Genomic DNA, 22859 nt, shown 5'->3' with positions numbered 1-22859 from the left:
TTCCCTCAATAGCCTGATTCGGTCCCGGTTTCATCCTCTGGCGGAACATCGGCGTTCGGGGCCGGTACCGCAACGGTGCTGGTCGAGATCGCGACCGGTTCGGGATCGCGATCCCAATCCCATACGCGCCCGCGTACTCGCTCGTAATTTTCCGCCGGATCGTAAAGCAGGCCTTCGCCGATGAAGCCGAGGTCGCGGGCCTCTGCACGGCCCATCGCCGCGAGCAGCGTGAAACCTGCGACATAGGCATTGCGGCGAGCGGTGACGAGTTGGACGCGCGCATTGAGCAGTTCCTGCTCGGCATTGAGCACATCGAGAATCTGGCGGCTGCCGATCGAATTTTCCGCGCGCACACCCTCGAGGCTGAGAGCGGCCGCATCGACGGCGATCCGACTGCTTTCGATCACGGCGAGCGACGCCTGCCAGCTCGACCAGGCGGCCCGCACCTGCGCTATGATCTCGCGCTCGGTGGCGATCACCTGTTCCAGCGCTGCCGTCTCACGCGCCTGTGCCTGACGCTGGCGCGCCGCGGGCAGACCACCCTGGAAAATCGGAATGGTTACCCGCACGCCGGCATTGGCCGTCGTCTCTTCCTGAGCGATACCGCCCGCGCCACCGGCAAGAGTGTCGAAATAGTCGGTATAGGCCGTGTTTGCGAACAGGGACACATTCGGCAAGCGCCCCGAACCGGCCGCTTCGCTATCGAAACCGGCGGCCTCGGCCCGTTCCTTGGCGGCGATCAGATCGGGATTGCTGGCCAGCGCGGTATCGACTGCGGTTTCGACATTGGCCGGCAGATTGGGAAGCGGCGGCGGCGGCTGCAGGTTGGTCGGGGCGTCGCCTACCAGACGGATATAGGTTTCGCGAGCGCTGATGAGCGTGGCCTCTGCATTACGCAGATCGCCCTGAGCCAGTGCGAGGCGCGATTGCGACTGGGCCACGTCGGTACGGGTGAGGTCTCCGATTTCGAAACGGTCGCTGGTCGCCTGCACGTTGACCGACAGGACCTCCACTTGATTGGCGGAAAGCGAAACCAGCGCCTCGCTGCGCAGAACATCCATGTAAGCGGCGACAACCTGGTTGAAGAGCGCGCTTTCTATGGCGCGCAGATCGGCCTGCCCGGCAGTCACGCGTTCCTTGGCCGCCTTGACTGCGTTGCGGATCGCCCCGCCGGCATAGATCGGGACTTCCAGCCTGGGTCCGATCTGCAAGACCCTTTCCGGCGCGGTAAAGCTGTTGGGCGAATTCTTGATGAACTCGGTATAGGTCGCAGTCGTATTGATGCTCGGAATACCCCGGGCTTCGTTGATCGGTACATCTTCGTCGACTGCGCGTTGGTTGGCGCGGGCGGCAAGCAATGTCGGATTGTTCCGATAGGCCTGCGTCAGGGCTTCCTGGAGAGTGTCCGCATGGGCCGGCGCGGACAGTGCCAGCGCACCTGCGCTTACCCCCAGGACAAGATTTTTCGAAAACCCTCCGCGACGCATTCAGAAACTCCAGCTTTGCGGCCGGTCGAATGCGCCGAGCCGCGGGATCCCCATTTCGGCAAGCGGCAACAATGCCAGCGCCTTGCCCGATTTGCGGCCGGTGGCGAGACGGGTGACGCCGCGCTCGACCATGCCGGTTACGATCCGCCCGCCATCCGCCACCAGCTTGGCCAACGCGGCGGGCACATGTTCGATCGCCCCGTCGACCAGGACGAGCGTGTAGGCGCCCCGCTTTGCGCCATTGGCAGCCTTGTCGGGCGTGACCGTGTCGAGCTTCGCAACCAGCGGCTCTACCAGTGCGGGCAGATAACCGCTCCCGCCGTCGATCACGAGGACGCTGTCGTCCATCGTGGGGCGCGCTTCGGCCAGCATCGCGCCATGAAACAGCGGGGCGGGCAGGAATCCACCGCTCTCCAGCCTAATCGCGCGGTCCATATAGGCCGTGGCCTTCGCGGCCTGGGGGACGAAATCCTCGCGCGCCACGGTGCCCATGCGTTCGAGCACGAAAACGTCGTTGACGCCGCTGGTTCGCAACTGGCTGTCGAGCATCGCCTTGCGGGCGGCGGCATAATCGAGGCGGGTAGTGGTCAGGGTCATGGGTCGTTCCGCGAGCTGTATTACATCAATAACACGCTTATGCAAGCTCCGGTTGCCTTAGGCGCAAGGCCCGTTGTGGCCAAGCGCTTTGACCGATGGCGGCAAACGCGCCTATCGGGGAGCGCAAATCTGCAACATGGGAATTTGCGGCGATGAGCGACATGACCGTCATCAGCGAAAACGACTTGATCGAGAGCGTGGCCGACGCACTCCAGTATATCTCCTATTACCATCCGATGGACTACATTCGCGCGCTGGGCGAAGCCTATGAAGCGGAAAAAGGTCCGGCAGCGAAGGATGCGATCGCACAGATCCTCACCAACAGCCGGATGTGCGCCGAGGGGCATCGACCGATCTGCCAGGACACCGGCATCGTCAACGTCTTCGTCAAATGGGGAATGAATTGCCGCCTCGATAGCGACCGGTCCTTGCAAGAGGTCGTCGATGAGGGCGTGCGCCGCGCCTACAATCATCCAGACAACAAGCTGCGTGCCTCGATCCTCGCCGACCCGGCCTTCACTCGCCGCAATACGCGCGACAACACGCCGTCGGTGCTTTCGGTCGAAATGGTGCCGGGCAGCACGGTGAGCATCGATGTGGCCGCGAAAGGCGGCGGTAGCGAGAACAAGTCGAAGTTCAAGATGATGAACCCGTCGGACAATATCGTCGACTGGGTGATCGAGCAGATCCCGTCGATGGGTGCGGGCTGGTGCCCGCCGGGCATGCTCGGCATCGGCATTGGCGGCACGGCCGAGCATTGCATGAAGCTCGCCAAGCTGAGCCTGATGGATCCGATCGACATGGGTCAGCTCAAACAGCGAGGCGCGCGGAACGATATCGAGCAGCTACGCATCGACATCTTCGATGCCGTCAATGCCATGGGCGTCGGCGCGCAGGGACTGGGCGGTTTGTCGACCGTTCTCGACGTGAAAATTCTCGACGCACCCTGCCACGCGGCGGGCAAGCCGGTGGCAATGATCCCCAATTGCGCCGCCACGCGCCACGCGCATTTCACTCTCGATGGCTCAGGCCCTGCCTATCTCGAACCGCCCAGGCTCGACGAATATCCGCAGGTTACCTGGAAACCCGATGCGGCAGCCAGGCGAGTCGATCTCGATGCGCTCACTCCCGAGGAAGTGTCGAGCTGGAAGCATGGCGATCGCCTGCTGCTCTCCGGCAAGATGCTGACGGGGCGCGATGCGGCGCATAAGCGCATCAAGGACATGCTCGATGCGGGCGAAGAGCTGCCGGTCGATTTCGGGGGCCGGGCCATTTATTACGTCGGGCCGGTCGATCCGGTGATGGGCGAGGTGGTCGGCCCCGCCGGTCCGACCACCGCCACACGCATGGACAAGTTCACCGAGATGATGCTCGATCTCGGCCTCCTCGCCATGATCGGCAAGGCGGAACGCGGGCACAATGCGGTAGAGGTCATCTCCAGGTTCAAGGTTGCCTATCTGATGGCGACGGGCGGCGCTGCCTATCTGGTCAGCCGCGCGATCAAAGGGGCCAAGGTCGTCGCTTTCGAGGATTTGGGGATGGAAGCGATCTACGAATTCGAGGTGGAGGATATGCCGGTTACCGTTGCAGTCGATGCAGCGGGCAATAACGTCCACACACTCGCACCGGCCGAATGGCGTCGGCGGATCGCCGAAGGGGACCTTGAGCCCGCCGAATAGCAGGGCTCTCGACCAACCGCACAACCCATTCGACCGCCGCGCTGGCAATTGCGCGTTCGAATGGGCACATCGCAAAGCGTGTCGATCGATGAACGCCAGATGAATCCGCCAGATGAACGCCTGCCCGGCAAAGTTGTCTTTGCCTCGATGGTCGGTCTGTGGCTCTGCTATTTCCTTCTAATCACGCTTCGCGGTGTGGTTGTCGGTCTTGAATTCCAGGACGAGCTGCTCTGGCGCCGCGCGCTTGTCAGCGTGATCGGCGTAGGGGTGACGGCGCTCTTGTGGCTGTGCCTGCGTGCGGTGGAGAACAGGGCGCTGGGCATTAAGATTGCCGTTGCGCTGATCGCGGCAATGCCGGGCGCCATGATGATCGCGCAGGCCAATCGCTGGGTCTTTGATTCGATCGAAGCCAGGGTCGAGCAGCAAATGGGCAAGGAACGCGGTATCGCGTTGCGCCGCGACGATGCCGGGAATCTCCTGATCGACCTTCCGCGCAGCCAAATGGGCGAAGAGGTGGAAGAAGCGGAGCAATCGGTGCCGCAGAGCGTGGTCATCGCGCCCGCGCCCACCTCGCTCGATCAATGGCGGATGACATTCGACCTTGCGATCGGGCGGTATTTCCTCCTGCTTGCCTGGGCGGCGCTATTTCTAGCTCTCCTTGCCGGCGCACAGGCGCGTGCCGCGGAACGTCGGGGAGAACGGTTCCGTAGCGCGGCGAAGGCGGCCGAGCTGCGCTCCTTGCGCTATCAGGTGAATCCGCATTTTCTGTTCAACACGCTCAACTCGCTCTCTGCGCTCGTCATGACGGGCAAAGCCGAACGCGCCGAGCAGATGATACAGACGATATCCCGGTTCTACCGCCACAGCCTTGCCGACGATCCGACCGGCGATGTGACTCTGGAGGACGAGATCGATCTCCAGGAACACTATCTGGAAATCGAATCGGTCCGCTTTCCCGAGCGCTTGAAGGTGAAGGTCGATCTCCCGTCCGAACTGGCCGGTTTCAAGGTCCCTGGCATGATTCTACAACCACTCGTGGAAAATTCGGTAAAATACGGCGTCTCGGCATCAAGCAGGCCAGTGACCGTCACGATCGCTGCGCGCGAGGAATATGGGCGGCTCGTGCTCACCGTTGGCGATGACGGGCCAGGTGCCTCCGGGAATCACGGCTTCGGCATAGGTCTGGCCAATGTCCGCGACCGCCTCGAAGCCCGGTTCGGCAATGCCGCGACGATCGTTTCCGGGCCATCGTTGACCGGCTATGAAACCGAGCTGAGGATACCGATGGTGAAGCATGGCTGAGGAAGAAACCGAAAAACTCAAGACCCTGATCGTCGATGACGAGCCCCTGGCAGTCGAGCGGATGCAGGTGATCTGTTCGAAGATCGGCGAGCTGCAGGTCGTCGGCACTGCCAGCGATGGCGCGCAGGCCCTGCGTCTGGTCGATGCGCTTACGCCCGACCTCATCCTGCTCGATATGACCATGCCGGAAGTGGACGGAATGTCGGTGGCCAAATCGCTGGCCAAGAAAGCGGAGCGACCGGCGGTGGTCTTCGTTACCGCGCATGACAATTACGCGGTCGAAGCTTTCGATCTCGATGCCGTCGATTACGTGCTCAAGCCGGTCAAGCCCGAGCGGCTGGAACGGGCCGTGTCGCGCGCGCTCGCCCGGAGAGGCGATAGTGAGAGGAACGACAGCACGTGGTTGGACGAGTTGTGGATTCCGCACCGTTCGGAACTGATCCGCATTGCAACGTCCGAAGTTGGCCGGATCGATGCAGAGCGTGACTATGTCCGCCTGCATGTCGGGGAAGGCGAGGCCGCGAGGACCTATCTTCTCCTGCAGACCATTGCCGGGCTGGAAAAGCGGTTGGACCCCGCGAAATTCATCCGCATTCACCGCTCGACCATCCTTCGCAGAGATCGCATTACCGGCCTGCGGCATGATGGTCTGGGGGTCTGGTCGGTCGAACTCGCCGACGGGGAGGCGCTGCGGATCGGCCGAACCTATCTGCCGAAGGTGAAGGCGATGGCTGGGCGCTAAAGGCGCCCGCGCCCTACATACCCGACATTGTGAAGCGTGTCAGAGATGCGTGTGAGACATGCCGAGCGGCGGTGTGCTCGGCCTGCCCACTGCCCGCTCGATTGCAGCGGACAAAAAGTGACCCCGGCCGGGGGACTGCATCCGGCCGGGGTCGGTGGTTGGGCGGACTGGGGGTTTCAGCCGCCCAAGGACTCGTCCTTGATGCGCGCTGCGATCTGCTCGCTGGCGCTGATCTTGACCGCCTCATAACACTCGCGTGAGCTTGGGCTGCGGACCCTGGTTCCAGTGCGCTGGCCTCGGAAGCCGCATGCTTCACGCGCTGCTGCATCGATACGTCGTTCGAGAATCTTCTGCCCTGCTGCCGTGTCGAGATTGAGATCCTTGTAGGCGACGCTTACCGATTCGGCCTGCGCCGTGGTAGCGGACAGGGCGAGGCCCAGGGCGGCGAGTGTAGCGAGAGGTGTCTTCATGGTATCATCTCCGGGTCTGCGGCCGACTCTATCGATGAGGGGAAACGCCTGCCGCACCAACTGTATTACATGGCTACATCTGTAATCACACCTCCCGTTCGACAGGCAGCACAGCGATTTGACCGGAGGTGTAGATTTGCCGACCAATGGTATTTGGCCATCGGCGGACGACGAGCGTAAGACACTCGTCCTATGTCGCTCGGTATTATCTTCATGCTCGGGATCGTGAATTTCGCGCTTCACAGGGCAGTTCTCGATTCGAACCACCCCTTGCTCGATACGCTGCCCGCCTCTTTCCGATCGGGTGGTGGGCGATTTGCCCTGGCCTTCGAATTCGTGGTTTTGCTCACGGCCATGCTTCTGGCCGGTCATGGCTGGCCCGCAGCGGCCTGGGCATATGGGTTTTACAGCTTCCTCAACGGAATAACCGCGTGGCTGATACTGAATGGCCGTATGTGACTGCGGGAACCGGGCGCGCGTTTCGGCGCTTCATCGTTATGGGTTCCCCACGTTCCTGGTTGGTCGTCAATTCGCGCAGCGGTAGCAATAGTGACGCCGCGTACGATTCTTTGCTGGGCGCGTTGGCCATGCGCGGCTTGTCTCCAGATCGGATTGTGGAGTTTCCCGCTCAGGCTTTGCCAACGCCGACCAGCCTTCGGGATGATGGAGTGACGCGTCTGGTCGTCTTTACCGGCGACGGTAGTCTGAATGCGGTGATTGCCGCTCTGTCAGGATGGGACGGCGAGATTCTGGTCCTACCCGGTGGCACGATGAATCTCATGAGCGCGCGCCTTCACGGGCAGGATGTCGCATGCGAAGAGATACTCGATTGCATTTCCCGGGGTGCCTACCGCCCAATTCGCCCCATGATGGCGCGTTGCGACGCAGGCAGTGCGCTTGCAGGCCTTCTGGTAGGCCCTGGGACGGCATGGGCGGAAGTGCGCGAGGCGATGCGTGACTTTGACGTTGCTGGTTTGGCCCAGGGTGCCGGCGAGGCCATAGCCGAGACGACCGGCGGCTCGCGCGTGCGTCTGATCGAACCGGTGATCGGCCATAAGGATGGCTATCCGCTGATCGAACTGACTCCAAGCCATCGCGGGCTGCAGGTCGACGGCTATCGTCCCGAAAGCGCCAGCGATATCCTGCAGCAAGGCTGGGCGGTTCTGCGGCGACGATTTCGCGAAGGGCCTCATGAGCGGCTGGGTCTGCTCGACAGGGTGCGAATGGAAAACTGCGCCGGCGAACCCTTGCAGGTCCTGATTGACGGAGAGCCGGCGACTCTCCCCTCGCAGGCGGAATTCACTGTAGCTGATTGCCCCGTCGACCTGCTAGCGACATCCCATGGCTTCTGACTTCCGGCGGATTTTTCACCTCTCCGACATTCATTTCGGGCTGGAGAACAATCGCGCGCTCGACTGGGTAAAACAGGAAATCGCGGAGAAGAGGCCCGATGCGGTCGCAATCACAGGCGATTTGACGATGCGAGCGAGGCATCGCGAATTTGCCGCGGCAACCCGCTGGATCAACTCGCTAGAGGCGCCTGTCACGGTCGAAGTCGGCAATCACGACATGCCGTACTTCAACCCGATCGAACGGTTTTTTGCGCCCTACAGGCGGTTTCGCGGAATGGCGGAAAAGGTCGAGAAGGAGCTCGATCTCGGCAGACTCGCGATTATCCCGCTCAAAACGGCGGTCCGCATGCAGCCGCGGCTCAACTGGTCGAAGGGCTGGGTGAGCAACAGAGCACTTGAGCGGTGTCTTGATGCACTCGACGCTCTTCCCAGCGGAACGCGTGCGCTGGTGGCAGTGCATCATCCCTTGCGTGAAGTCGGGACTCAGGGAACGGCCCTTACCAAGCATGGCGGCAAGGCGCTGCGCGAACTGGCGAAACGCAATGTCGAAGCCGTTCTGTCAGGTCACGTCCACGATGCCTTCGACATCTTGGAGAAGACCAGCGAAGGACCGGTTCGGATGATCGGTGCGGGCACCTTGTCCCAGCGCACGCGATCCACCCCGCCCAGCTTCAACGAGATCGAGTGGGACGGCGAGAAACTGAGCGTCTATGTGCGCAATCTGCAGGATGTGGACACGCGAGACATGCAGATCGACGACGTTCCGGAGAACGCGCTGCCGCCACGACAGGAGGGTGAGCCGGTCGCTCCGATTCGCCAGGTGCCCCGCGTGGATCCTCCCATCCATTAACCACCAAGACTAATCCCGTTCGTCACCGCTCTGGAAATGCGCTCGCGTTCACGAAAGGATGCGCAACGTTACAAGGGGGCTAAACGATGGAACTCGTCAAGGCAGTGCCACTGGGCGCCATTCTCACTCTGATAGTGGCGCTGACGATCGGGTCGCAGGGGTCCAGGGGCGGTCAGTTGGCGATTTTCCGGGTGGAGCTTCACCAGTTTGATTTCTGGTGGTCCTGGCCGCTCTTCATAGGTGGCACCGCGCTGGCCTGGGGCATTATGCTGTTACAACGCTAAGCGGACACGCAAGAAAGAAGGGCGGCCCCTCGCGGAACCGCCCCCCTTGGTGATCGAATGATCGGGTAAGGCCTTAGCGCTTCGAGAACTGGAAGCTGCGGCGTGCCTTGGCGCGGCCGTACTTCTTACGCTCGACCACGCGGCTATCGCGGGTCAGGAAGCCAGCGGCCTTGACCGTGCCGCGCAGCGCGGGCTCGTACTTTGCGAGAGCCTGCGAAATGCCGTGCTTGACGGCGCCGGCCTGGCCCGAAAGGCCGCCGCCGCGAACGGTGGCGACGACATCGTACTGGCCTTGGCGATCGGTGATCGTGAAGGGCTGGTCGATGATCAGGCGCAGCGTCGGACGTGCGAAATAGACTTCCTGGTCCTTGCCGTTGACAGTGACCTTGCCGCTGCCGGGCTTGAGCCACACGCGAGCGGTAGCGTCCTTGCGGCGACCGGTGGCATAAGCGCGGCCTTCCTTGTCCAGCTCCTGCTCGCGCAGGGGGACTTCGGCGGTGGCTGCGATATCGGCGGCGTCGCCCTCGGGCGCGTCACCGGCGATGTCCTTCAGATCGGCGAGATCCGAGACGGTTTCGTTCTTGGTTTCGTTCGGCGATTCGGGGGCCATTACGCGACAACCTTGTTCTTGCGGTTCATCGAGGCAACGTCGAGCTTTTCGGGCTTCTGGCCGTCATAGGGATGCTCGGTGCCGGCGAATACGTGGAGGGCGCGCATCTGTGCACGGCCAAGCGGGCCACGCGGAATCATGCGTTCCACGGCCTTCTCCAGGACGCGCTCGGGAAACTTGCCTTCCAGCACCTTGGCCGGAGTGGTTTCCTTGATGCCGCCCGGGTGGCCGGTGTGCTTGTAATACACCTTGTCGTTCAGCTTCTTGCCGGTGAACTTCACCTTGTCGGCATTGACGACGACGACGTGGTCGCCGCAATCGACGTGCGGGGTGTAGCTCGGCTTGTGCTTGCCGCGCAGGATGTTGGCGATAATCGCCGCGACACGACCGACGACGAGACCTTCGGCGTCGATGATGTGCCACTTCTTTTCGACCTCTGCCGGTTTGATCGACCGGGTGGTCTTCGTGAGAGCCTTCATGGCTGGTTTCCGTTCCTAGTGTTCGTGCCGGGTCCCTAAGGCGCCGGCGTCAGTCGGCGAATCCGCGCAAACGGATCCGCAAAGCGGGCGGCAAATGACGTTCCTTGACGCTGTAGTCAAGCAATTCCGCGCGTGTCAGGGGAGGTAAAATAAAACCACAGCCTATTCGAGGCGCAGAGACCAGCTTTCGCGAGCCAGGCGCGCATCGTCCCTTACCCGAGTGGCAATTCGGCGTTCGAACGTATCGAGCAAGCCTCCCGGACCAGCGCTGGCCTTGAGAAATACAGAAACCTGGCCTTCCTCTCCCCCAGGCAGTGTCAGCGTCCTGCGTTCGCTTGCCTCCCCCACTACCGGAAAGAAGAGATCCGCCGGAATCTTTCTCGTCATGGCGTCGGCCGAGCTGGCCAGACGATCGAGATAGGCCTTGCTTTCGTGCAATTGGCCAAGTGTGTGGCCCGCACGTTCCAGCACGGCCATGGCCGCCTTCACTGCTTCGGCCTTGCCAGCGGCCGATCCGGTTGCTTCGCCTACAATCCTGCCGTCCATGTCGAGACGCGCGGGGAATGGTCCGGAAGAGCGCCGTTCGCGCTCGATGGCGGCGATGGGCTCGAGATGAGCGGGGGCGACAACCCGGCTCGATATCTGTTCGCCGGTGACCAGTGCCGTCTCGCCATCGGTTTCGAAGCGTCCACGCCATGCGCGCGCGACCAGCAGTGTGGCTCTACGCGCCATTTCCCGTTCGAGCTCTCGGCGGAGGATGAATTCGCCACGCGGGAAGGTGATTGCGGTGCCCTGCGCAGCGAAGGCCGGACCGCCAGAAATGAAGAGCATGGCTGCTGAGGCCAGTCCGGTGAAAAGCTGTAGACTCTCCCTGCGGTCGATCGTTCTCAACAATGCCCCCGTTTGTCGACGTTATATAGCACCGAGCCAGCGTTGCGTTGCCCGCCCGGCTGCGTCGCAATTCCAGCCCACTATTGCGGGGGTATCATAGGGGTGCAAGTCTTCGAGACGCGCAATGGCCCGCGCGAGCAGTTTGCTCGACGTCTTCAAAAGGCAGGGGGCTTCCTCGCCTTCATCGACCGTTCCCTCCCACATGAAGATCGATCGGACCGGCGAGCCGATATTAATGCAGGCCACGAGGCGTTCCTCGATCAGAGCACGGCCTATGGCCTCTGCGCTCGCCGCATCCGGGAAGGGACAATAAATCAGCGCGGTCACGATCTGCGACCGAGCGCGTGGGCACCCCAGGCGAAGCTGGCGACCAGCAGCGCGCCGACCACTTGGTGCGCCACCGCGACCCATAGCGCGACGCCGGTCCAGACCGTCGCGATCCCGAGCAATATCTGTGTACCGAAGGCAGAATGGATCGCGATCGAGGCCGGTCGCGCGAGCGGTTTCACCTGTCTCGCCATCACGACCAGCGCCACCACCGCGACCCAGGCCCACCAGCGGTGCAGGAAGTGTATAAGGAAGGGATCGTGTGTGATCGCGTAAAGGAAGCCGCGCGAACTGTCATATTCGGGAACCAGCCGCCCCTGCATCAAGGGCCAGCTGTCCGAGGCGAGCCCGGCGTTGAGGCCCGCCACCCACGCACCCAGAAGGAGCTGGATGAAAAGGATGCCGCCAGCCCAGCTCGCCGTGAAGACCCAGCGCGCGGGCCTGGAATTGCCCCTTGCCAGTTGCCTGAGGTCGAGCGCGGTCCAGACCAGCCCGCCAAGCGTGAAAAGCGCTGTGAGCAGGTGGATGGAAAGCCAGAAGTGACTCACATCGGTCATCGTTCCGGCAAGTCCGCTGCGCACCATGAACCAGCCGAACACGCCCTGGAGCCCACCCAGGGCCAGCAGCGCCACCAGCCGCCATTTGTAGCCCTGCGGGATCGCGCCGCGTATCCAGAACCAGGCGAGCGGCAACGCAAAGGCCAGTCCGATCAAGCGGCCCAGCAGGCGGTGAAACCACTCCCAGAAAAAGATGAACTTGAAGGCGGCGAGATCCATGCCCGCTGGTCCGGTGACATTCTTGTATTCGCCGGTGGCCTTATAAAGATCGAATTCGGCCTGCCACGCGCTTTCTGTCAGCGGCGGGATGGCACCGGTAATCGGTTTCCACTGGGTGATCGACAGGCCGCTTTCGGTCAAACGTGTGATACCGCCCACGGCGACCATCAGAACAACCATCGTCGCGACGACGAGTAGCCAGTTTGCCAAGGCGACCGGTCGCGTGTTTCTGCTGGTTTCAGACATGGCTCTGTCTGTGGTTTCCACGCGAGCGCAGTGCAAGTGCAAAACGGACAAGCGCCAGCCCGGCCGTCGCAATCGATGAAAAGAGACGATCCCCAAGCGGTTTTCCTTGAAACGGGATACAACATAACATAACTGCCATGCCATGCTGCAACGCGCCATCTTGCCGATTCGTCGGAGGCTTGACCGGGCGGGAATTTTTCTTTCCGGGGCCTGTGCATTGCATTGCCTGCTGTCGATCGTGCTCGTGTCGGGCCTGGGAATTGGGGGCGAACTTTTCCTGGCTCCCGAAATTCACGAGATCGGGCTCCTGCTGGCAACCCTGATCGCGGGCGTGGCGATCGGTTGGGGCGCGCTGCGCCACCGCATGGCCGCACCCTTTGTCATTGCCATGACCGGCCTCACTTTCATGGGTGCCGCGCTGGCGGTTCCGCACGGTATCAAGGAAGCCGTCCTGACCATCATCGGCGTCGCGCTGGTTTCGTTCGGACATATCCTCAATCTGCGCCATGTGCATTCCTCCGCTTGCAAGGAACGCTGCGGGGACTAAGTCGGGCGGCATGATTGCCCTGACCGTAAACGGCGAGAGCCGCCGCACTGCCGCCACCACCATCGCTCAGCTCGTGCAAGAGCTGGAACTCGATCCCGCCAAGGTCGCGGTGGAGCACAATGGCACCATCGCGCCGCGCAGCGCCCTCGCCGATCACGCGATCGCCGAGGGCGACACGCTGGAAATCGTTCATTTCGTGGGGGGCGGCCAGGGCGATGATACATGGTCGGTCGCCGGGCGCACATTCACAAGCCGCCTGATCGTGGGCACCGGCAAGTACCGGGATTTCGAGCAGAATGCCGCCGCGCTCGAGGCATCGGGTGCGGAAATCGTCACCGTGGCCGTGCGCCGCGTCAATGTCAGCGATCCGAAAGCGCCGATGCTGACCGATTACATCGATCCGAAGAAAGTCACCTATCTGCCCAACACTGCTGGCTGCTTCACTGCGGACGATGCGATCCGCACACTGCGGCTGGCGCGCGAAGCCGGCGGTTGGGACCTCGTCAAGCTGGAAGTCCTGGGCGAAGCCAAAACGCTCTATCCCGATATGCGCGAAACACTCACCGCGACCGAGACCCTGGCCAAGGAAGGGTTTCTGCCGATGGTCTATTGCGTCGACGACCCGATCGCCGCCAAGCAGCTCGAGGATGCGGGCGCGGTCGCCGTCATGCCACTGGGCGCGCCGATCGGCTCGGGTCTGGGAATCCAGAATCGCGTCACCATCCGCCTGATCATAGAGGGTGCAAGCGTTCCGGTGCTGGTCGATGCGGGCGTCGGCACAGCCAGCGATGCGGCGGTGGCGATGGAACTCGGTTGCGACGGTGTGCTGATGAACACCGCCATCGCCGAGGCCCAGGACCCGATCCGCATGGCCCGCGCGATGAAGCTGGCGGTCGAGGCGGGGCGCGATGCCTATCTCGCGGGTCGGATGGCAACGCGTAAATATGCCGATCCGAGCAGCCCGCTGGCCGGATTGATCTAGCCCCTGGAAGGCGACGCCCGAACATTCGCGAAGACACGCAGCGCGAGGGGATACTGTGCCTATCGGCCCGAAGGCCGAACGGCGAAAGCGCAGGCAGTCAGTCCAGCGCTGACCCGGCTTACCGCTTGTTAACCATATTCGGTGACACTCGACCTCGTAGCTAGGGAGTGCCGATCATGGCCGTAACGGGTACCGCATCGATCACTATTGCCGAAATGCGCGAGTTCGCCGGACTGACCGCCGCCGAGCAGCGCTATATCCGCCGCAGCCTCGATATCGGCCTCGGCCGCTGCGATGCCTTTCGCATCTGGGGCCGTAATGCGAGCGAGAACGCCGCAATCCGCAGCCAATATGTCGCCTATCAGGAACTGAAAGCGCTGCGCCAGTCGATCCCCGAACAATCGGGCCTCGACAGCGTCGAAGGCTTTGTCGGGAAGCTTACCCGGGTTGCCGCCTTCGATCTGGCGCAGGAGCGGATCGACAGCTTTTCCGCCTTCCGCTTCCTCTATGAACGCTTGATCTCCGCCGATGTTCGTCCGTGGCTGCCAAGCGCCTTCTGCGCCGCCGCCGCGCTGCCGCACATCCGCCCGGAACGCCGCAAGATGCTGCTGCAGTCGCTCAGCGAAGCCGCCGCCACCGCCCCCGGCTGGAGCGACCGGGCGCCGAGTTTCTATCCCGAATTCATCGAGGAAGTGGCGGCTTAGGCCCGATACAGCCTATCGAGCCGCTCGCCGTAGCGTTCCTTGATCTTGTGCCGGCGGATTTTCATCGAGGGGGTCATCTCCTCGTTCTCGATGGTGAAGGGCTCGTCGGCAAAGGCGAACTGGCGGACCTTTTCGACCACCGAGAGGTCCTTGTTCACGCGATCGATCGCAGCGCGTATGGCATTGCGGAATTCGGGTAGCTCCTGGACCTTCTTGCAATCGAACTGCTTGCCCTGCGCCCGGCACCATTCGAGCGTCCATTCGGCATCGGGCACGATGAGGCCGACGATATAGGGCTTCTTGTCGCCCGCCACCATCGCCTGACCGATCTCTGGCTGTAGCGTCAGCATGCCCTCGACCTTTTGCGGGGCAATGTTGTCGCCTTTGTCGTTGACGATCATGTCCTTCTTGCGGTCGGTGATGACGATCCGGCCCTTCTCGTCGAGATGGCCTATATCGCCGGTGTGCAGCCAGCCGTCCTTGATCGTACGCGCGGTCTCGCTCTCATTTTGCCAGTAGCCGTGCATGACCAGCTCGCCGCGCACGAGAATCTCGCCATCCTCGGCGATCTTGATGTCGACCCCGCGCATGGCCGGGCCGACCGAATGCATCGCAATCCCCGCCGCCGGACGGTTGCAGCTAATCACCGGGCCGGCCTCGGTCTGGCCATAGCCCTGCAGCATGGTCAGGCCCATCGCGTCGAAGAAAATGCCGACTTCGGGATTGAGCGGCGCTCCGCCGGAAACCATGGCCTTGATCCGCCCGCCGAAGCGTTGACGAATTTTGGGTTTGAGCAGGCGGGTAACTGCGAAATCCTTGAGCCCGTCGCCGAATTTCGCGCTATCTGCTGCACGCCGTTCCCCCACTTCGAGCGCGGTGTTCATCAGCTTTTCCGCGAGCCCGCCCTGCTTTTGGATCTGCTTCATGATCCGGGTGCGCAATACCTCGAACAGGCGCGGAACGACGACCATGATCGTGGGCCGGGTCTCCTCGATATTGCTGGCGAGCTTTTCGAGTCCCTCGGCATAATAGATCTGTGCGCCAACGCTGATGGGCAGATACTGCCCGCCAGTATGTTCGTAGGCATGGCTGAGAGGGAGGAAGGAAAGAAACCTTTCATCTTCGGCAATACCGAAATCCTCGATCAGGATTTCCGCTGCCCCCGCAACGTTGCACAGGATTGCACCGTGATGCTGGAGGACGCCGCGCGGAGCCCCGCCCGTGCCGCTCGTATAGATAATACAGGCGGTGTCGCCGCGGCCGATGCCGGAAATCCGCTGTTCCACGGCGCCGCGCGCGGCAGACGCCTCGCCTTCGAGCATTTTATCCCAGCTATGGAAGGTGAAGCTGCCCGATTGCTGCCGGTGCAGATCGTCGATACCGATCACATGTTCCGCAATGCCCGAAGCCTGAAGCGCGCCGTGGAGCGGCCTGAGCAGTTTCTCGGTCGATACTATGACCGCTTTCGCGCCCGAATTGTCGAGAATGTGGACGTGATCGCGTTCCGTATTGGTCGTATAGGCCGGGACGGTGATGCAGCCCGCCGCCATAATGGCGAGATCGGAGATACACCATTCAGGGCGGTTCTCGGATACCAGACACACCCGATCGCCGTCTTTCAGGCCCAATCCGCGTAAATTTTCCGCCAGAAGGCACATTTGGTCGGCTGCTTCACGCCAGCTCAGCGTTTGCCAGGAGCCATCGATCTTGGCGCCGAGAAAAGGCTGGTCGGCCTTTTCGTCGGCGCGCTTGAGAAAGAGTTCGACGAGATTGTTGGCTGAATCGATATCCGTCAGCACGGCAGGCTCCTCAGCAGTTCCTATTATATATGTCGTTTTATGGGCACGGGCTTAGGATGCCCGCTGCGCTACGGCAAGCCGCCGACCATGCGGATCACGGTGTGTGGATTTGGTCCGCGAGTCTCGGATCGCGGGCCGCTTTCCAACCTGCGGCGGTGCGCAGAACCGCGCCGCCCTTCACCGGCGCCTCGCGGAGAAATACCTGCCGATGGCCCAAGGACCGGAAAACATCCGCCCGATCCTCGAGCCAGGTCCCCTTCTCGAGCAACAGACGATCGCCAAAGGCCATGACGAAGGGCAGGCCGAGGATTTCGTCGGCCGAAAGCTGAAAATCGATCGCTCCGATGATGGCGCGCGCGGTCTGTACGGGGATGGTGCTGCCGCCGGCAGCGCCCACGGCGAGGAACGGCTTGCCTTCAGGGTCCCAGACGACCGTCGGCGACATCGAGCTGCGCGGTCGTTTGCCGCCCTCGACCCGATTGGCGACGAGCTTGCCGTCGACGACCGGCGAACGGCTGAAATCGGTCAGTTCATTGTTGAGGAAGAAGCCCCCTGCCATGAGCCCCGAGCCGAATGCACCTTCGATGGTCGAGGTGTAGCTGACCATTGTGCTGTCTGCGTCGACGACCGCGAAATGGGAGGTGCCGTGTTCTTCGGGCTCGTTCCCGTCCGCTGCGGCGGTGGGTGCACCTTCCGGAATGCCCGCAGTGACCGTGCCGAGGGCCGCGCCCGCCTCGATCAGCGCGCTGCGCGAGCCGAGATAATCCGGATCGATCAGACCCGCGACCGGGACCGAAACGAAATCGCTATCGGCGAGGTAAAGCTCGCGATCGGCATAGGCGAGGCGCTGCGATTCGATGAAGAGGTGCCACGTCGCCGGGTTGTCCACCCCCAGGGCTGTCAGATCGAACCGTTCGAGCTGGCCGAGAATCTGCAGCACGGCGATACCACCCGAGGTCGGCGGACCCATGGTGCATATCCGATAGGCGCGGTAGGTGCCGCATACGCCATCGCGCGTTTTGGCTTCGTAACCGGTGATGTCCGCATAGGACATGGCGCCATCGCGCGGCGTGTCCGCGGAAACCGTTTCGGCGATCTCGCGGGCAAGGCTGCCCGTATAGAAAGCTCTCGGCCCCGCCGCCGCGATCGCTTCGAACGTCCTGGCCAATCGTTCATTGGTCAGACGGGTTCCGACGGGAAGAGGATTGCCTGCAGCATCGAAGAATATTGCACGCGCCTCCTCGGTATGCGCGGACCGGTTCTTCGCTCGTTCGAGCATGCCATGCAGGCGCGGGTTCATCTCGAACCCCTCGCGCGCAAGCCGGATCGCCGGATCGAAAAGGGTCGCCCAGCCAAGCTTGCCATGCGCCGCATGGGCCTTGGCCGCCAAGGCGATGTTGCCCGGGACACCGACCGACAACCCGCTGCGGACCGCTTCCATATAGGGCAGCACGTTCCCTTCCTCATCAAGGAACCTTTCCGGGGTGGCCGCCGAGGGCGCCGTTTCCCGTCCATCGAAGGTGCCGACGGACCCGTCCGCCGTTCCGCGCACCAGGAAGCCGCCGCCTCCAATGCCCGAACTCTGCGGTTCGACGACGGTCAAGGCCAGCATCACGGCAATCGCCGCATCGGTCGCGCTTCCGCCCCGAGCGAGCATGTCTTCGCCGGCGGCTTGCGCACGGGGATCGGCCGCCGAAACCGCTCCCGCGAAGGCGGGCACTGTCGGCGCGGTGTCGATAACGGGGTGAGGGGTTGTGGCGCAGCCAGCAAGGGCTATTGCCATCAGCGGGCCGGAAAATATCCTGATCATCCGCCGCTGCCTATTCGCTTCCGACCGCTTCCGCAATCGACGCGAACCCATCCCGGCGCATTAGCTTCTCGACGCCCCGCAGGATGCGGCGCGGCAGGCCGGGGCCTTCATAGACCATGGCGCTATAGAGCTGGACGAGGCTCGCGCCCGCGCGGATACGCGCCCACGCATCCTCGGCACTGGCAATACCGCCGACACCGACCAGCGGCACCGCTCCGCCGGTGGCCACGCGAAAATCGCGCAACCGTTGCTGGGCAAGGTCGCGCAAGGGGGCGCCCGACAGGCCCCCGCTTTCGTTCGCATAGCTGCTTTTGAGCGGGGGACGTGCGATCGTGGTATTGGCTACGATCAACGCGCCCAGCTCGCGCTCGACGGCGATACGCGCAATCGCGTCGATATCCGCTGGCTCGAGGTCCGGCGCGACTTTCAGGAAAACGGGCGGACCGCCTTCGCCGCGTGCGTCGATGACGGCGTCGAGCAGGCCCGTCAGCGCGCCTTCGTCTTGCAAAGCACGAAGGCCCGGCGTGTTCGGGCTGGAAATATTGACGGCGAGATAGGATGCAAATGGCGCCATGAGCCGGGCCATGACCGCGTAATCGGCGGTCCGATCCTCGCTGTCCTTATTCGCGCCGATGTTGATCCCGACAATCCCTGGGCGGCTTGCGCGCTTCGCGAGACGAGTCAGCGCGTCCTGCGCTCCGCTATTGTTGAAGCCCATCCGATTGATGACACCGCGGTCCTCGACCAGCCGGAAAAGGCGCGGCCTGGGGTTGCCCTTTTGTGGGCGCGGAGTGATCGATCCGACTTCGGCAAATCCGAAACCGAGACCGAGCAGCTGATCGGGGACCTCGGCGTCCTTGTCGAAGCCGGCCGCCATCCCGAGAGGATTTGGAAAAGCGAGCCCTGCGACCTCTACTGCCAGAGGACCGGCGTGCTGCGGTCCGGCCCGTGGGGAAAAAAACAGCGCTTTCACAGTGAGGCGGTGCGCACGCTCTGGATCGAGAGCGAAAAGGGCGGGGCGGGCGAGGTCGAACAACATGCCAGCGCCATGCCGTCTCATGCTTCCGCTGTCGAGGTTTCCGGGGCTGGGCGAGGCGCGCAATATGCAAGCAGGGCACAAAGAAAAACTCGCATTTTGAGGCCTGTCGCTTGCATACAATCAATTGTCACAGACTCCGCCTAACACGCTGTTGCGACCCGAAGGGCTCGGAGCAGTTCTGCAACGAGTTCTCGACTTCAGGGGGCGGTCTTCACAGGCCGCCCCCTTTTTTATGGAGAGCGGCTTTCTGTGGCGCGTGGCGAGCGAATGGAATTATTTCTTCATATTGCAATTGCGAGCGCAGCGCTTTTGGCGTATTTATACAATTTACTGGGTGAGGCAGGGAACGGGACAGGGGTTTGTCGGGTCTTCCGGGTGACGACGCGTCACAATTTTTCGAATTCGTAGCCGCGCCGCCCGAGCTCGCGCCATACCTGAACTCGCTCTACATCTGGCGCAGCCCGGACGATCAGCTAGACGATGTGCTGCCGGCTTATTCGGGCCAGATGGTGGTGTTCGCGCAGGGTCTCGGTCGGATGCAGTTCGATGGTGACGACGTTGGTGAAACGAGCGATGCCTTCTTTCTCGCACCCCTGTGTCAGGCGCGCCATTTCAGCGTTTCGGGTCCGGCCACATTATTCGGCGTATCGCTGAACTTCCGGGGGTGGGCGGCTCTTTCGGGGCTGTCGGTTCACGATTACCACGATTGTTTCCTGGAGCCCGGAATGGTGCTCGGGGCAGGTCTCGCGGATGAATTCGGGGCGCTGGCCGAACAATGGAGAACCGATCAGCTCGATGATGAAGGTTTGCTCGATGCTATGTGCGATATCGTCAGGCGGGGCATTTCGCAGCTGCCCGAGCAACATCTCGCCGTGATCGACCGGACGCTCGAATGGCTGTCGAGCTCGTTCAAGCCGGACCTTGACGACCTTTACGAACGATTGCCCTATTCCAAGCGGCAGTCGCAGCGGCTGGTCGCGCAATTCTTCGGGCAATCGCCCGTTCGGTTGGTGCGCCGCTATCGCGCGGTGCGCGCTGCCACTCTCCTCTCCATTCCGCAGCTGCCGGAAGAGCTCGAAGCGGAAATCCGTGAGGCATTTTACGATCAGGCGCATCTCATCAAGGAGATCCGCTTTTTCACCGGGCGCACGCCCAAGCGCCTGCAGCCCGATGCCGGCTCTCCCATCAACGACATGCTGGGGCCTGATGGCTACAGCTCGGTCGACCTGTTCGGCTCGGGCGAGGCGGAGCAACTGGGCAGGGACCCGCTCGCCGACAGCTAATTGCTAACGACTCGCAAGACGGCGATTCTCGTTGAAATGGCGTTTTTACGCGCCTACTTGACCAATCAGACCGATTTGGTCCGATTAAGCCTGGCGTTGCCGAGTTGCCGATATGAGATTGTCCAACCTTGCCGATTATGCCGTCGTCGCCATGTGCGCGGCCTCGCGCCATTGCGGCGGGGGAAAGACCAGCGCCGCCGAACTGGCCGCCGAAACCGGGCTGCCGGTGCCCACGGTGCAGAAGCTGGTCAGCAAACTCTCGACGGCGGGCCTGCTGCGCTCGACACGCGGTGCCGGTGGCGGGTTGCAATTGGCCCGGCCGGCGGCGGCGATCACCGTGGCCGACATTGTCGAGGCGGTAGAGGGGCCAATAGCGCTGACCGCCTGTGTCGAGGGCGCGGATTGTCTTGTCGAGCATGATTGCTCGGTCAAACCGCATTGGCCGGTCGTGAACGAGGCACTTCGTGGTGCGCTGGCGGCGATCCCGCTGACCCAGCTTGCCCGAACAAGAGAGATTGCATGATCGAAGAACTGGACATTCAGGCCAACCCCGAAATGGATGCCGAAGCGAAGGAAGCTGCCGAGAGGGCGGCCGAATACGAACATGGCTGGTCGGCCGAGATCGAAACCGAATTCGCCGAAAAGGGACTGACCGAGGACACCGTCCGCTTCATTTCCGCCAAGAAGGGCGAGCCCGAATGGATGCTCGACTGGCGGCTCAAGGCGTTTCGCCTGTGGCAGGACATGGAAGAGCCTGATTGGGCCAAGCTCGGCTATCCTGAAATCGATTACCAGGACGCCTATTATTACGCGGCGCCCAAGAAGAAGGAAAAGCTCAAGTCGCTCGACGAGCTCGATCCGGAGATCAAGGCGGTTTACGACAAGCTCGGCATTCCGGTGGCGGAACAGGAGGTGCTCGCCGGGGTCGAGGGCGCGCGCAAGGTTGCGGTCGATGCGGTGTTCGACTCCGTCAGCGTGGCCACCACTTTCCGCGAGGAGCTGAAGAAGGCAGGCGTCATCTTCCTCTCGATCAGCGAGGCGATCAAGGAATATCCCGACCTCGTGAAGAAGTGGCTCGGCAAGGTCGTGCCGCAGCATGACAATTTCTTCGCCACACTGAACAGCGCAGTCTTCTCCGACGGCACCTTCGTCTACGTGCCCAAAGGCGTGCGCTGCCCGATGGAGCTCAGCACCTATTTCCGCATCAATGCCGAGAATACCGGCCAGTTCGAACGCACGCTGATCATTGCCGAACCGGGCAGCTATGTAAGCTATCTCGAAGGGTGCACCGCGCCGATGCGCGACGAGAACCAGCTCCACGCCGCCGTGGTCGAGCTGGTCGCGCTCGAAGATGCGGAGATCAAGTATTCGACCGTCCAGAACTGGTATCCGGGCAATGCGGAAGGCGTGGGCGGAATCTACAATTTCGTCACCAAGCGCGGGCTGTGTCAGGGCGCGCGCAGCAAGATCAGCTGGACGCAGGTCGAAACCGGCAGCGCGGTGACCTGGAAATATCCCAGCTGCGTGCTCAATGGCGAGGACAGCGTGGGCGAGTTCTACTCGGTCGCGGTGACCAACAATTACCAGCAGGCCGATACCGGCACCAAGATGATCCATAACGGGCGGGGCAGCCGCTCGACGATCATTTCCAAAGGCATTTCGGCGGGCAAGTCGAACAACACCTATCGCGGGCTGGTGCGCGTGGCCGCCAACGCAGACGGCGTGCGCAACCGCACCGAATGCGACAGCCTGCTGATCGGCGACCAGTGCGGTGCGCACACCGTGCCCTATATCGAGGTGAAGAACCCCGGCGCGCAGATCGAGCACGAGGCGACCACCAGCAAAATCAGCGACGACCAGCTCTTCTACGCCATGCAGCGCGGCCTCGATGACGAGGAAGCGATGGCGCTGATCGTCAACGGCTTCGCCAAGGACGTGCTGAAGGAACTGCCGATGGAATTCGCGGTCGAAGCGCAGAAATTGCTGGCGATCAGTCTGGAAGGGAGTGTGGGGTGACCGAACGCAAGACCCTCCAGCTCCGCGATCCTTCCGAGACCGCCGACGACACCCCCGCGCTCAAGAAGAAGGGCCGCGGGTGGGAAATTTCGGAGAAGCGGCTCGACAAAATTCATGAGCGTGCACGTTACCTGCGGCGCCATGCGAGCCCGGCGCACAAGGCGCTCGCGGCGCGCTTCGCAAAGGAAGATTTCGGCAAGTACAAGTTTACCCGGCACACCGTGGTCGGCTCGGCGATCCTCGACTTCGTCTCTCACCCGCTCGGCCTTGCCATCGCAATCGACGAAGAAGATCAAAACGACACCCTCGCCAAGCGCCGGGACAAGAGCCTCGCCAGCGTCGGCGTCGAAGTGTTCCGCGTGCCCGCCGCGACCATCCTCGAAGATGTCGAGGAGGCGATGAAGCCGATCTTCGCCGCCATGAACGCGCGCTACCGCGACAAGCAGACCGCACGCCGCGAACACCAGTCAAAATACGGCGCGACCCCGCGGCGGAGTCGCCCGATCGGCGGGCCGAGAGACCGCCGATGACGCGCTCACACCCCTCTCCCGTCATCCCGGACTTGATCCGGGATAGTGCTTCTCTTT

25 protein-coding genes are annotated in these 22859 nt (G+C 62.5%); 14 read left to right on the top strand and 11 right to left on the bottom strand.

What is annotated here, in order from left to right; all coding sequences use genetic code 11:
- Positions 1-5 precede the first annotated feature (5 nt).
- The gene (locus tag L5849_RS09775) at positions 6-1487 is read right to left on the bottom strand and encodes a TolC family outer membrane protein (RefSeq protein ID WP_236925416.1); all 1482 of its coding nucleotides are present in this window, start codon (positions 1485-1487) and stop codon (positions 6-8) included.
- The gene (locus tag L5849_RS09770; protein ID WP_236925415.1) at positions 1488-2084 is read right to left on the bottom strand and encodes a protein-L-isoaspartate O-methyltransferase; all 597 of its coding nucleotides are present in this window, start codon (positions 2082-2084) and stop codon (positions 1488-1490) included. It lies immediately after the preceding gene.
- Positions 2085-2245: 161 nt separating this feature from the next.
- Here L5849_RS09770 and L5849_RS09765 point away from each other — a divergent pair, with 161 nt between their 5' ends.
- Genes L5849_RS09765 through L5849_RS09755 form a run of 3 tightly spaced genes read left to right on the top strand, consistent with a single transcriptional unit; the run spans position 2246 to position 5807 of the window.
- A complete protein-coding gene (locus L5849_RS09765) occupies positions 2246-3763 on the top strand; it encodes a fumarate hydratase (RefSeq protein ID WP_370459221.1) in 1518 nt (505 codons plus the stop codon).
- Positions 3764-3823: 60 nt separating this feature from the next.
- Positions 3824-5065: a sensor histidine kinase gene (locus tag L5849_RS09760; protein ID WP_234041526.1), complete on the top strand. Its 1242-nt coding sequence runs from the start codon at positions 3824-3826 to the stop codon at positions 5063-5065.
- Complete coding sequence (locus L5849_RS09755) at positions 5058-5807, top strand: LytTR family DNA-binding domain-containing protein (RefSeq protein WP_236925413.1); 750 nt, start codon at positions 5058-5060, stop codon at positions 5805-5807. The genes L5849_RS09760 and L5849_RS09755 overlap by 8 nt, the downstream gene beginning before the upstream one ends.
- 176 nt (positions 5808-5983) lie before the next feature.
- Here L5849_RS09755 and L5849_RS09750 read toward each other — a convergent pair whose 3' ends face one another.
- Positions 5984-6277: a UrcA family protein gene (locus L5849_RS09750; RefSeq protein WP_236925412.1), complete on the bottom strand. Its 294-nt coding sequence runs from the start codon at positions 6275-6277 to the stop codon at positions 5984-5986.
- Positions 6278-6469: 192 nt separating this feature from the next.
- Between L5849_RS09750 and L5849_RS09745 the strand changes: the two genes are divergently transcribed.
- From L5849_RS09745 to L5849_RS09730, 4 genes are all read left to right on the top strand, one after another.
- Positions 6470-6736, top strand: coding sequence for a hypothetical protein (locus L5849_RS09745; protein WP_236925411.1), 267 nt, complete (start codon positions 6470-6472; stop codon positions 6734-6736).
- 38 nt (positions 6737-6774) lie between these two features.
- Positions 6775-7629: a diacylglycerol kinase family protein gene (locus tag L5849_RS09740; protein WP_236925486.1), complete on the top strand. Its 855-nt coding sequence runs from the start codon at positions 6775-6777 to the stop codon at positions 7627-7629.
- Positions 7619-8479, top strand: coding sequence for a metallophosphoesterase (locus tag L5849_RS09735; RefSeq protein ID WP_115415552.1), 861 nt, complete (start codon positions 7619-7621; stop codon positions 8477-8479). The genes L5849_RS09740 and L5849_RS09735 overlap by 11 nt, the downstream gene beginning before the upstream one ends.
- A gap of 86 nt (positions 8480-8565) precedes the next feature.
- On the top strand, positions 8566-8763 hold the full coding sequence (locus L5849_RS09730; RefSeq protein WP_115415551.1) for a hypothetical protein: 198 nt from the start codon (positions 8566-8568) through the stop codon (positions 8761-8763).
- Positions 8764-8836: 73 nt separating this feature from the next.
- On the opposite strand, the gene rpsI is transcribed toward L5849_RS09730, so the two are convergent.
- The 5 genes from rpsI to L5849_RS09705 form a co-directional block, all read right to left on the bottom strand.
- On the bottom strand, positions 8837-9373 hold the full coding sequence (gene rpsI / locus L5849_RS09725; RefSeq protein ID WP_115415550.1) for a 30S ribosomal protein S9: 537 nt from the start codon (positions 9371-9373) through the stop codon (positions 8837-8839).
- Positions 9373-9852 carry a 50S ribosomal protein L13 gene (gene rplM / locus L5849_RS09720; protein WP_115415549.1) on the bottom strand — a complete coding sequence of 160 codons (480 nt, stop codon included), beginning with the start codon at positions 9850-9852 and terminating at the stop codon, positions 9373-9375. The genes rpsI and rplM overlap by 1 nt, the downstream gene beginning before the upstream one ends.
- Before the next feature lie 162 nt (positions 9853-10014).
- A complete protein-coding gene (locus tag L5849_RS09715; RefSeq protein ID WP_236925410.1) occupies positions 10015-10743 on the bottom strand; it encodes a hypothetical protein in 729 nt (242 codons plus the stop codon).
- A gap of 21 nt (positions 10744-10764) precedes the next feature.
- Complete coding sequence (gene cutA, locus L5849_RS09710; protein ID WP_236925409.1) at positions 10765-11070, bottom strand: divalent-cation tolerance protein CutA; 306 nt, start codon at positions 11068-11070, stop codon at positions 10765-10767.
- Positions 11067-12092, bottom strand: coding sequence for a COX15/CtaA family protein (locus L5849_RS09705; protein ID WP_236925408.1), 1026 nt, complete (start codon positions 12090-12092; stop codon positions 11067-11069). The genes cutA and L5849_RS09705 overlap by 4 nt, the downstream gene beginning before the upstream one ends.
- A 160-nt stretch (positions 12093-12252) precedes the next feature.
- On the opposite strand from L5849_RS09705, the gene L5849_RS09700 reads away from it, so the two are divergent.
- The 3 genes from L5849_RS09700 to L5849_RS09685 all read left to right on the top strand — a co-directional run bounded on the left by L5849_RS09700 (position 12253) and on the right by L5849_RS09685 (position 14325).
- Entirely contained in the window at positions 12253-12639 is a 387-nt protein-coding gene (locus L5849_RS09700) for a MerC domain-containing protein (protein ID WP_370459213.1), read from the top strand.
- A gap of 10 nt (positions 12640-12649) precedes the next feature.
- On the top strand, positions 12650-13621 hold the full coding sequence (gene thiS, locus L5849_RS09690; RefSeq protein WP_305040840.1) for a sulfur carrier protein ThiS: 972 nt from the start codon (positions 12650-12652) through the stop codon (positions 13619-13621).
- A 176-nt stretch (positions 13622-13797) separates the two neighbouring features.
- Entirely contained in the window at positions 13798-14325 is a 528-nt protein-coding gene (locus L5849_RS09685; RefSeq protein ID WP_115415543.1) for a hypothetical protein, read from the top strand.
- Here L5849_RS09685 and L5849_RS09680 read toward each other — a convergent pair.
- From L5849_RS09680 to L5849_RS09670, 3 genes are all read right to left on the bottom strand, one after another.
- Positions 14322-16124 carry a long-chain fatty acid--CoA ligase gene (locus tag L5849_RS09680; RefSeq protein ID WP_236925407.1) on the bottom strand — a complete coding sequence of 601 codons (1803 nt, stop codon included), beginning with the start codon at positions 16122-16124 and terminating at the stop codon, positions 14322-14324. The two genes, L5849_RS09685 and L5849_RS09680, sit on opposite strands and share 4 nt — an antisense overlap.
- A 94-nt stretch (positions 16125-16218) precedes the next feature.
- Positions 16219-17934 carry a gamma-glutamyltransferase gene (gene ggt, locus L5849_RS09675; protein WP_236925406.1) on the bottom strand — a complete coding sequence of 572 codons (1716 nt, stop codon included), beginning with the start codon at positions 17932-17934 and terminating at the stop codon, positions 16219-16221.
- A 10-nt stretch (positions 17935-17944) separates the two neighbouring features.
- Positions 17945-18973 carry a quinone-dependent dihydroorotate dehydrogenase gene (locus L5849_RS09670; RefSeq protein WP_236925405.1) on the bottom strand — a complete coding sequence of 343 codons (1029 nt, stop codon included), beginning with the start codon at positions 18971-18973 and terminating at the stop codon, positions 17945-17947.
- Between the two features lie 359 nt (positions 18974-19332).
- On the opposite strand from L5849_RS09670, the gene L5849_RS09665 reads away from it, so the two are divergent.
- From L5849_RS09665 to L5849_RS09650, 4 genes are all read left to right on the top strand, one after another.
- Positions 19333-20256, top strand: a complete 924-nt coding sequence (locus L5849_RS09665) for a hypothetical protein (RefSeq protein WP_236925404.1) — start codon at positions 19333-19335, stop codon at positions 20254-20256.
- 112 nt (positions 20257-20368) lie between these two features.
- Complete coding sequence (locus tag L5849_RS09660) at positions 20369-20779, top strand: SUF system Fe-S cluster assembly regulator (RefSeq protein ID WP_115415538.1); 411 nt, start codon at positions 20369-20371, stop codon at positions 20777-20779.
- Positions 20776-22272, top strand: coding sequence for a Fe-S cluster assembly protein SufB (sufB, locus tag L5849_RS09655; RefSeq protein ID WP_236925403.1), 1497 nt, complete (start codon positions 20776-20778; stop codon positions 22270-22272). Before L5849_RS09660 ends, sufB begins: the two co-directional genes overlap by 4 nt.
- On the top strand, positions 22269-22802 hold the full coding sequence (locus L5849_RS09650; RefSeq protein WP_236925402.1) for a DUF559 domain-containing protein: 534 nt from the start codon (positions 22269-22271) through the stop codon (positions 22800-22802). Before sufB ends, L5849_RS09650 begins: the two co-directional genes overlap by 4 nt.
- Positions 22803-22859 lie beyond the last annotated feature (57 nt).

The organism is Erythrobacter sp. SN021 (genome assembly GCF_021864455.1).
Note: the sequence above shows the minus strand (reverse complement) of the source record. Positions and strands in the feature narration are given on the sequence as shown.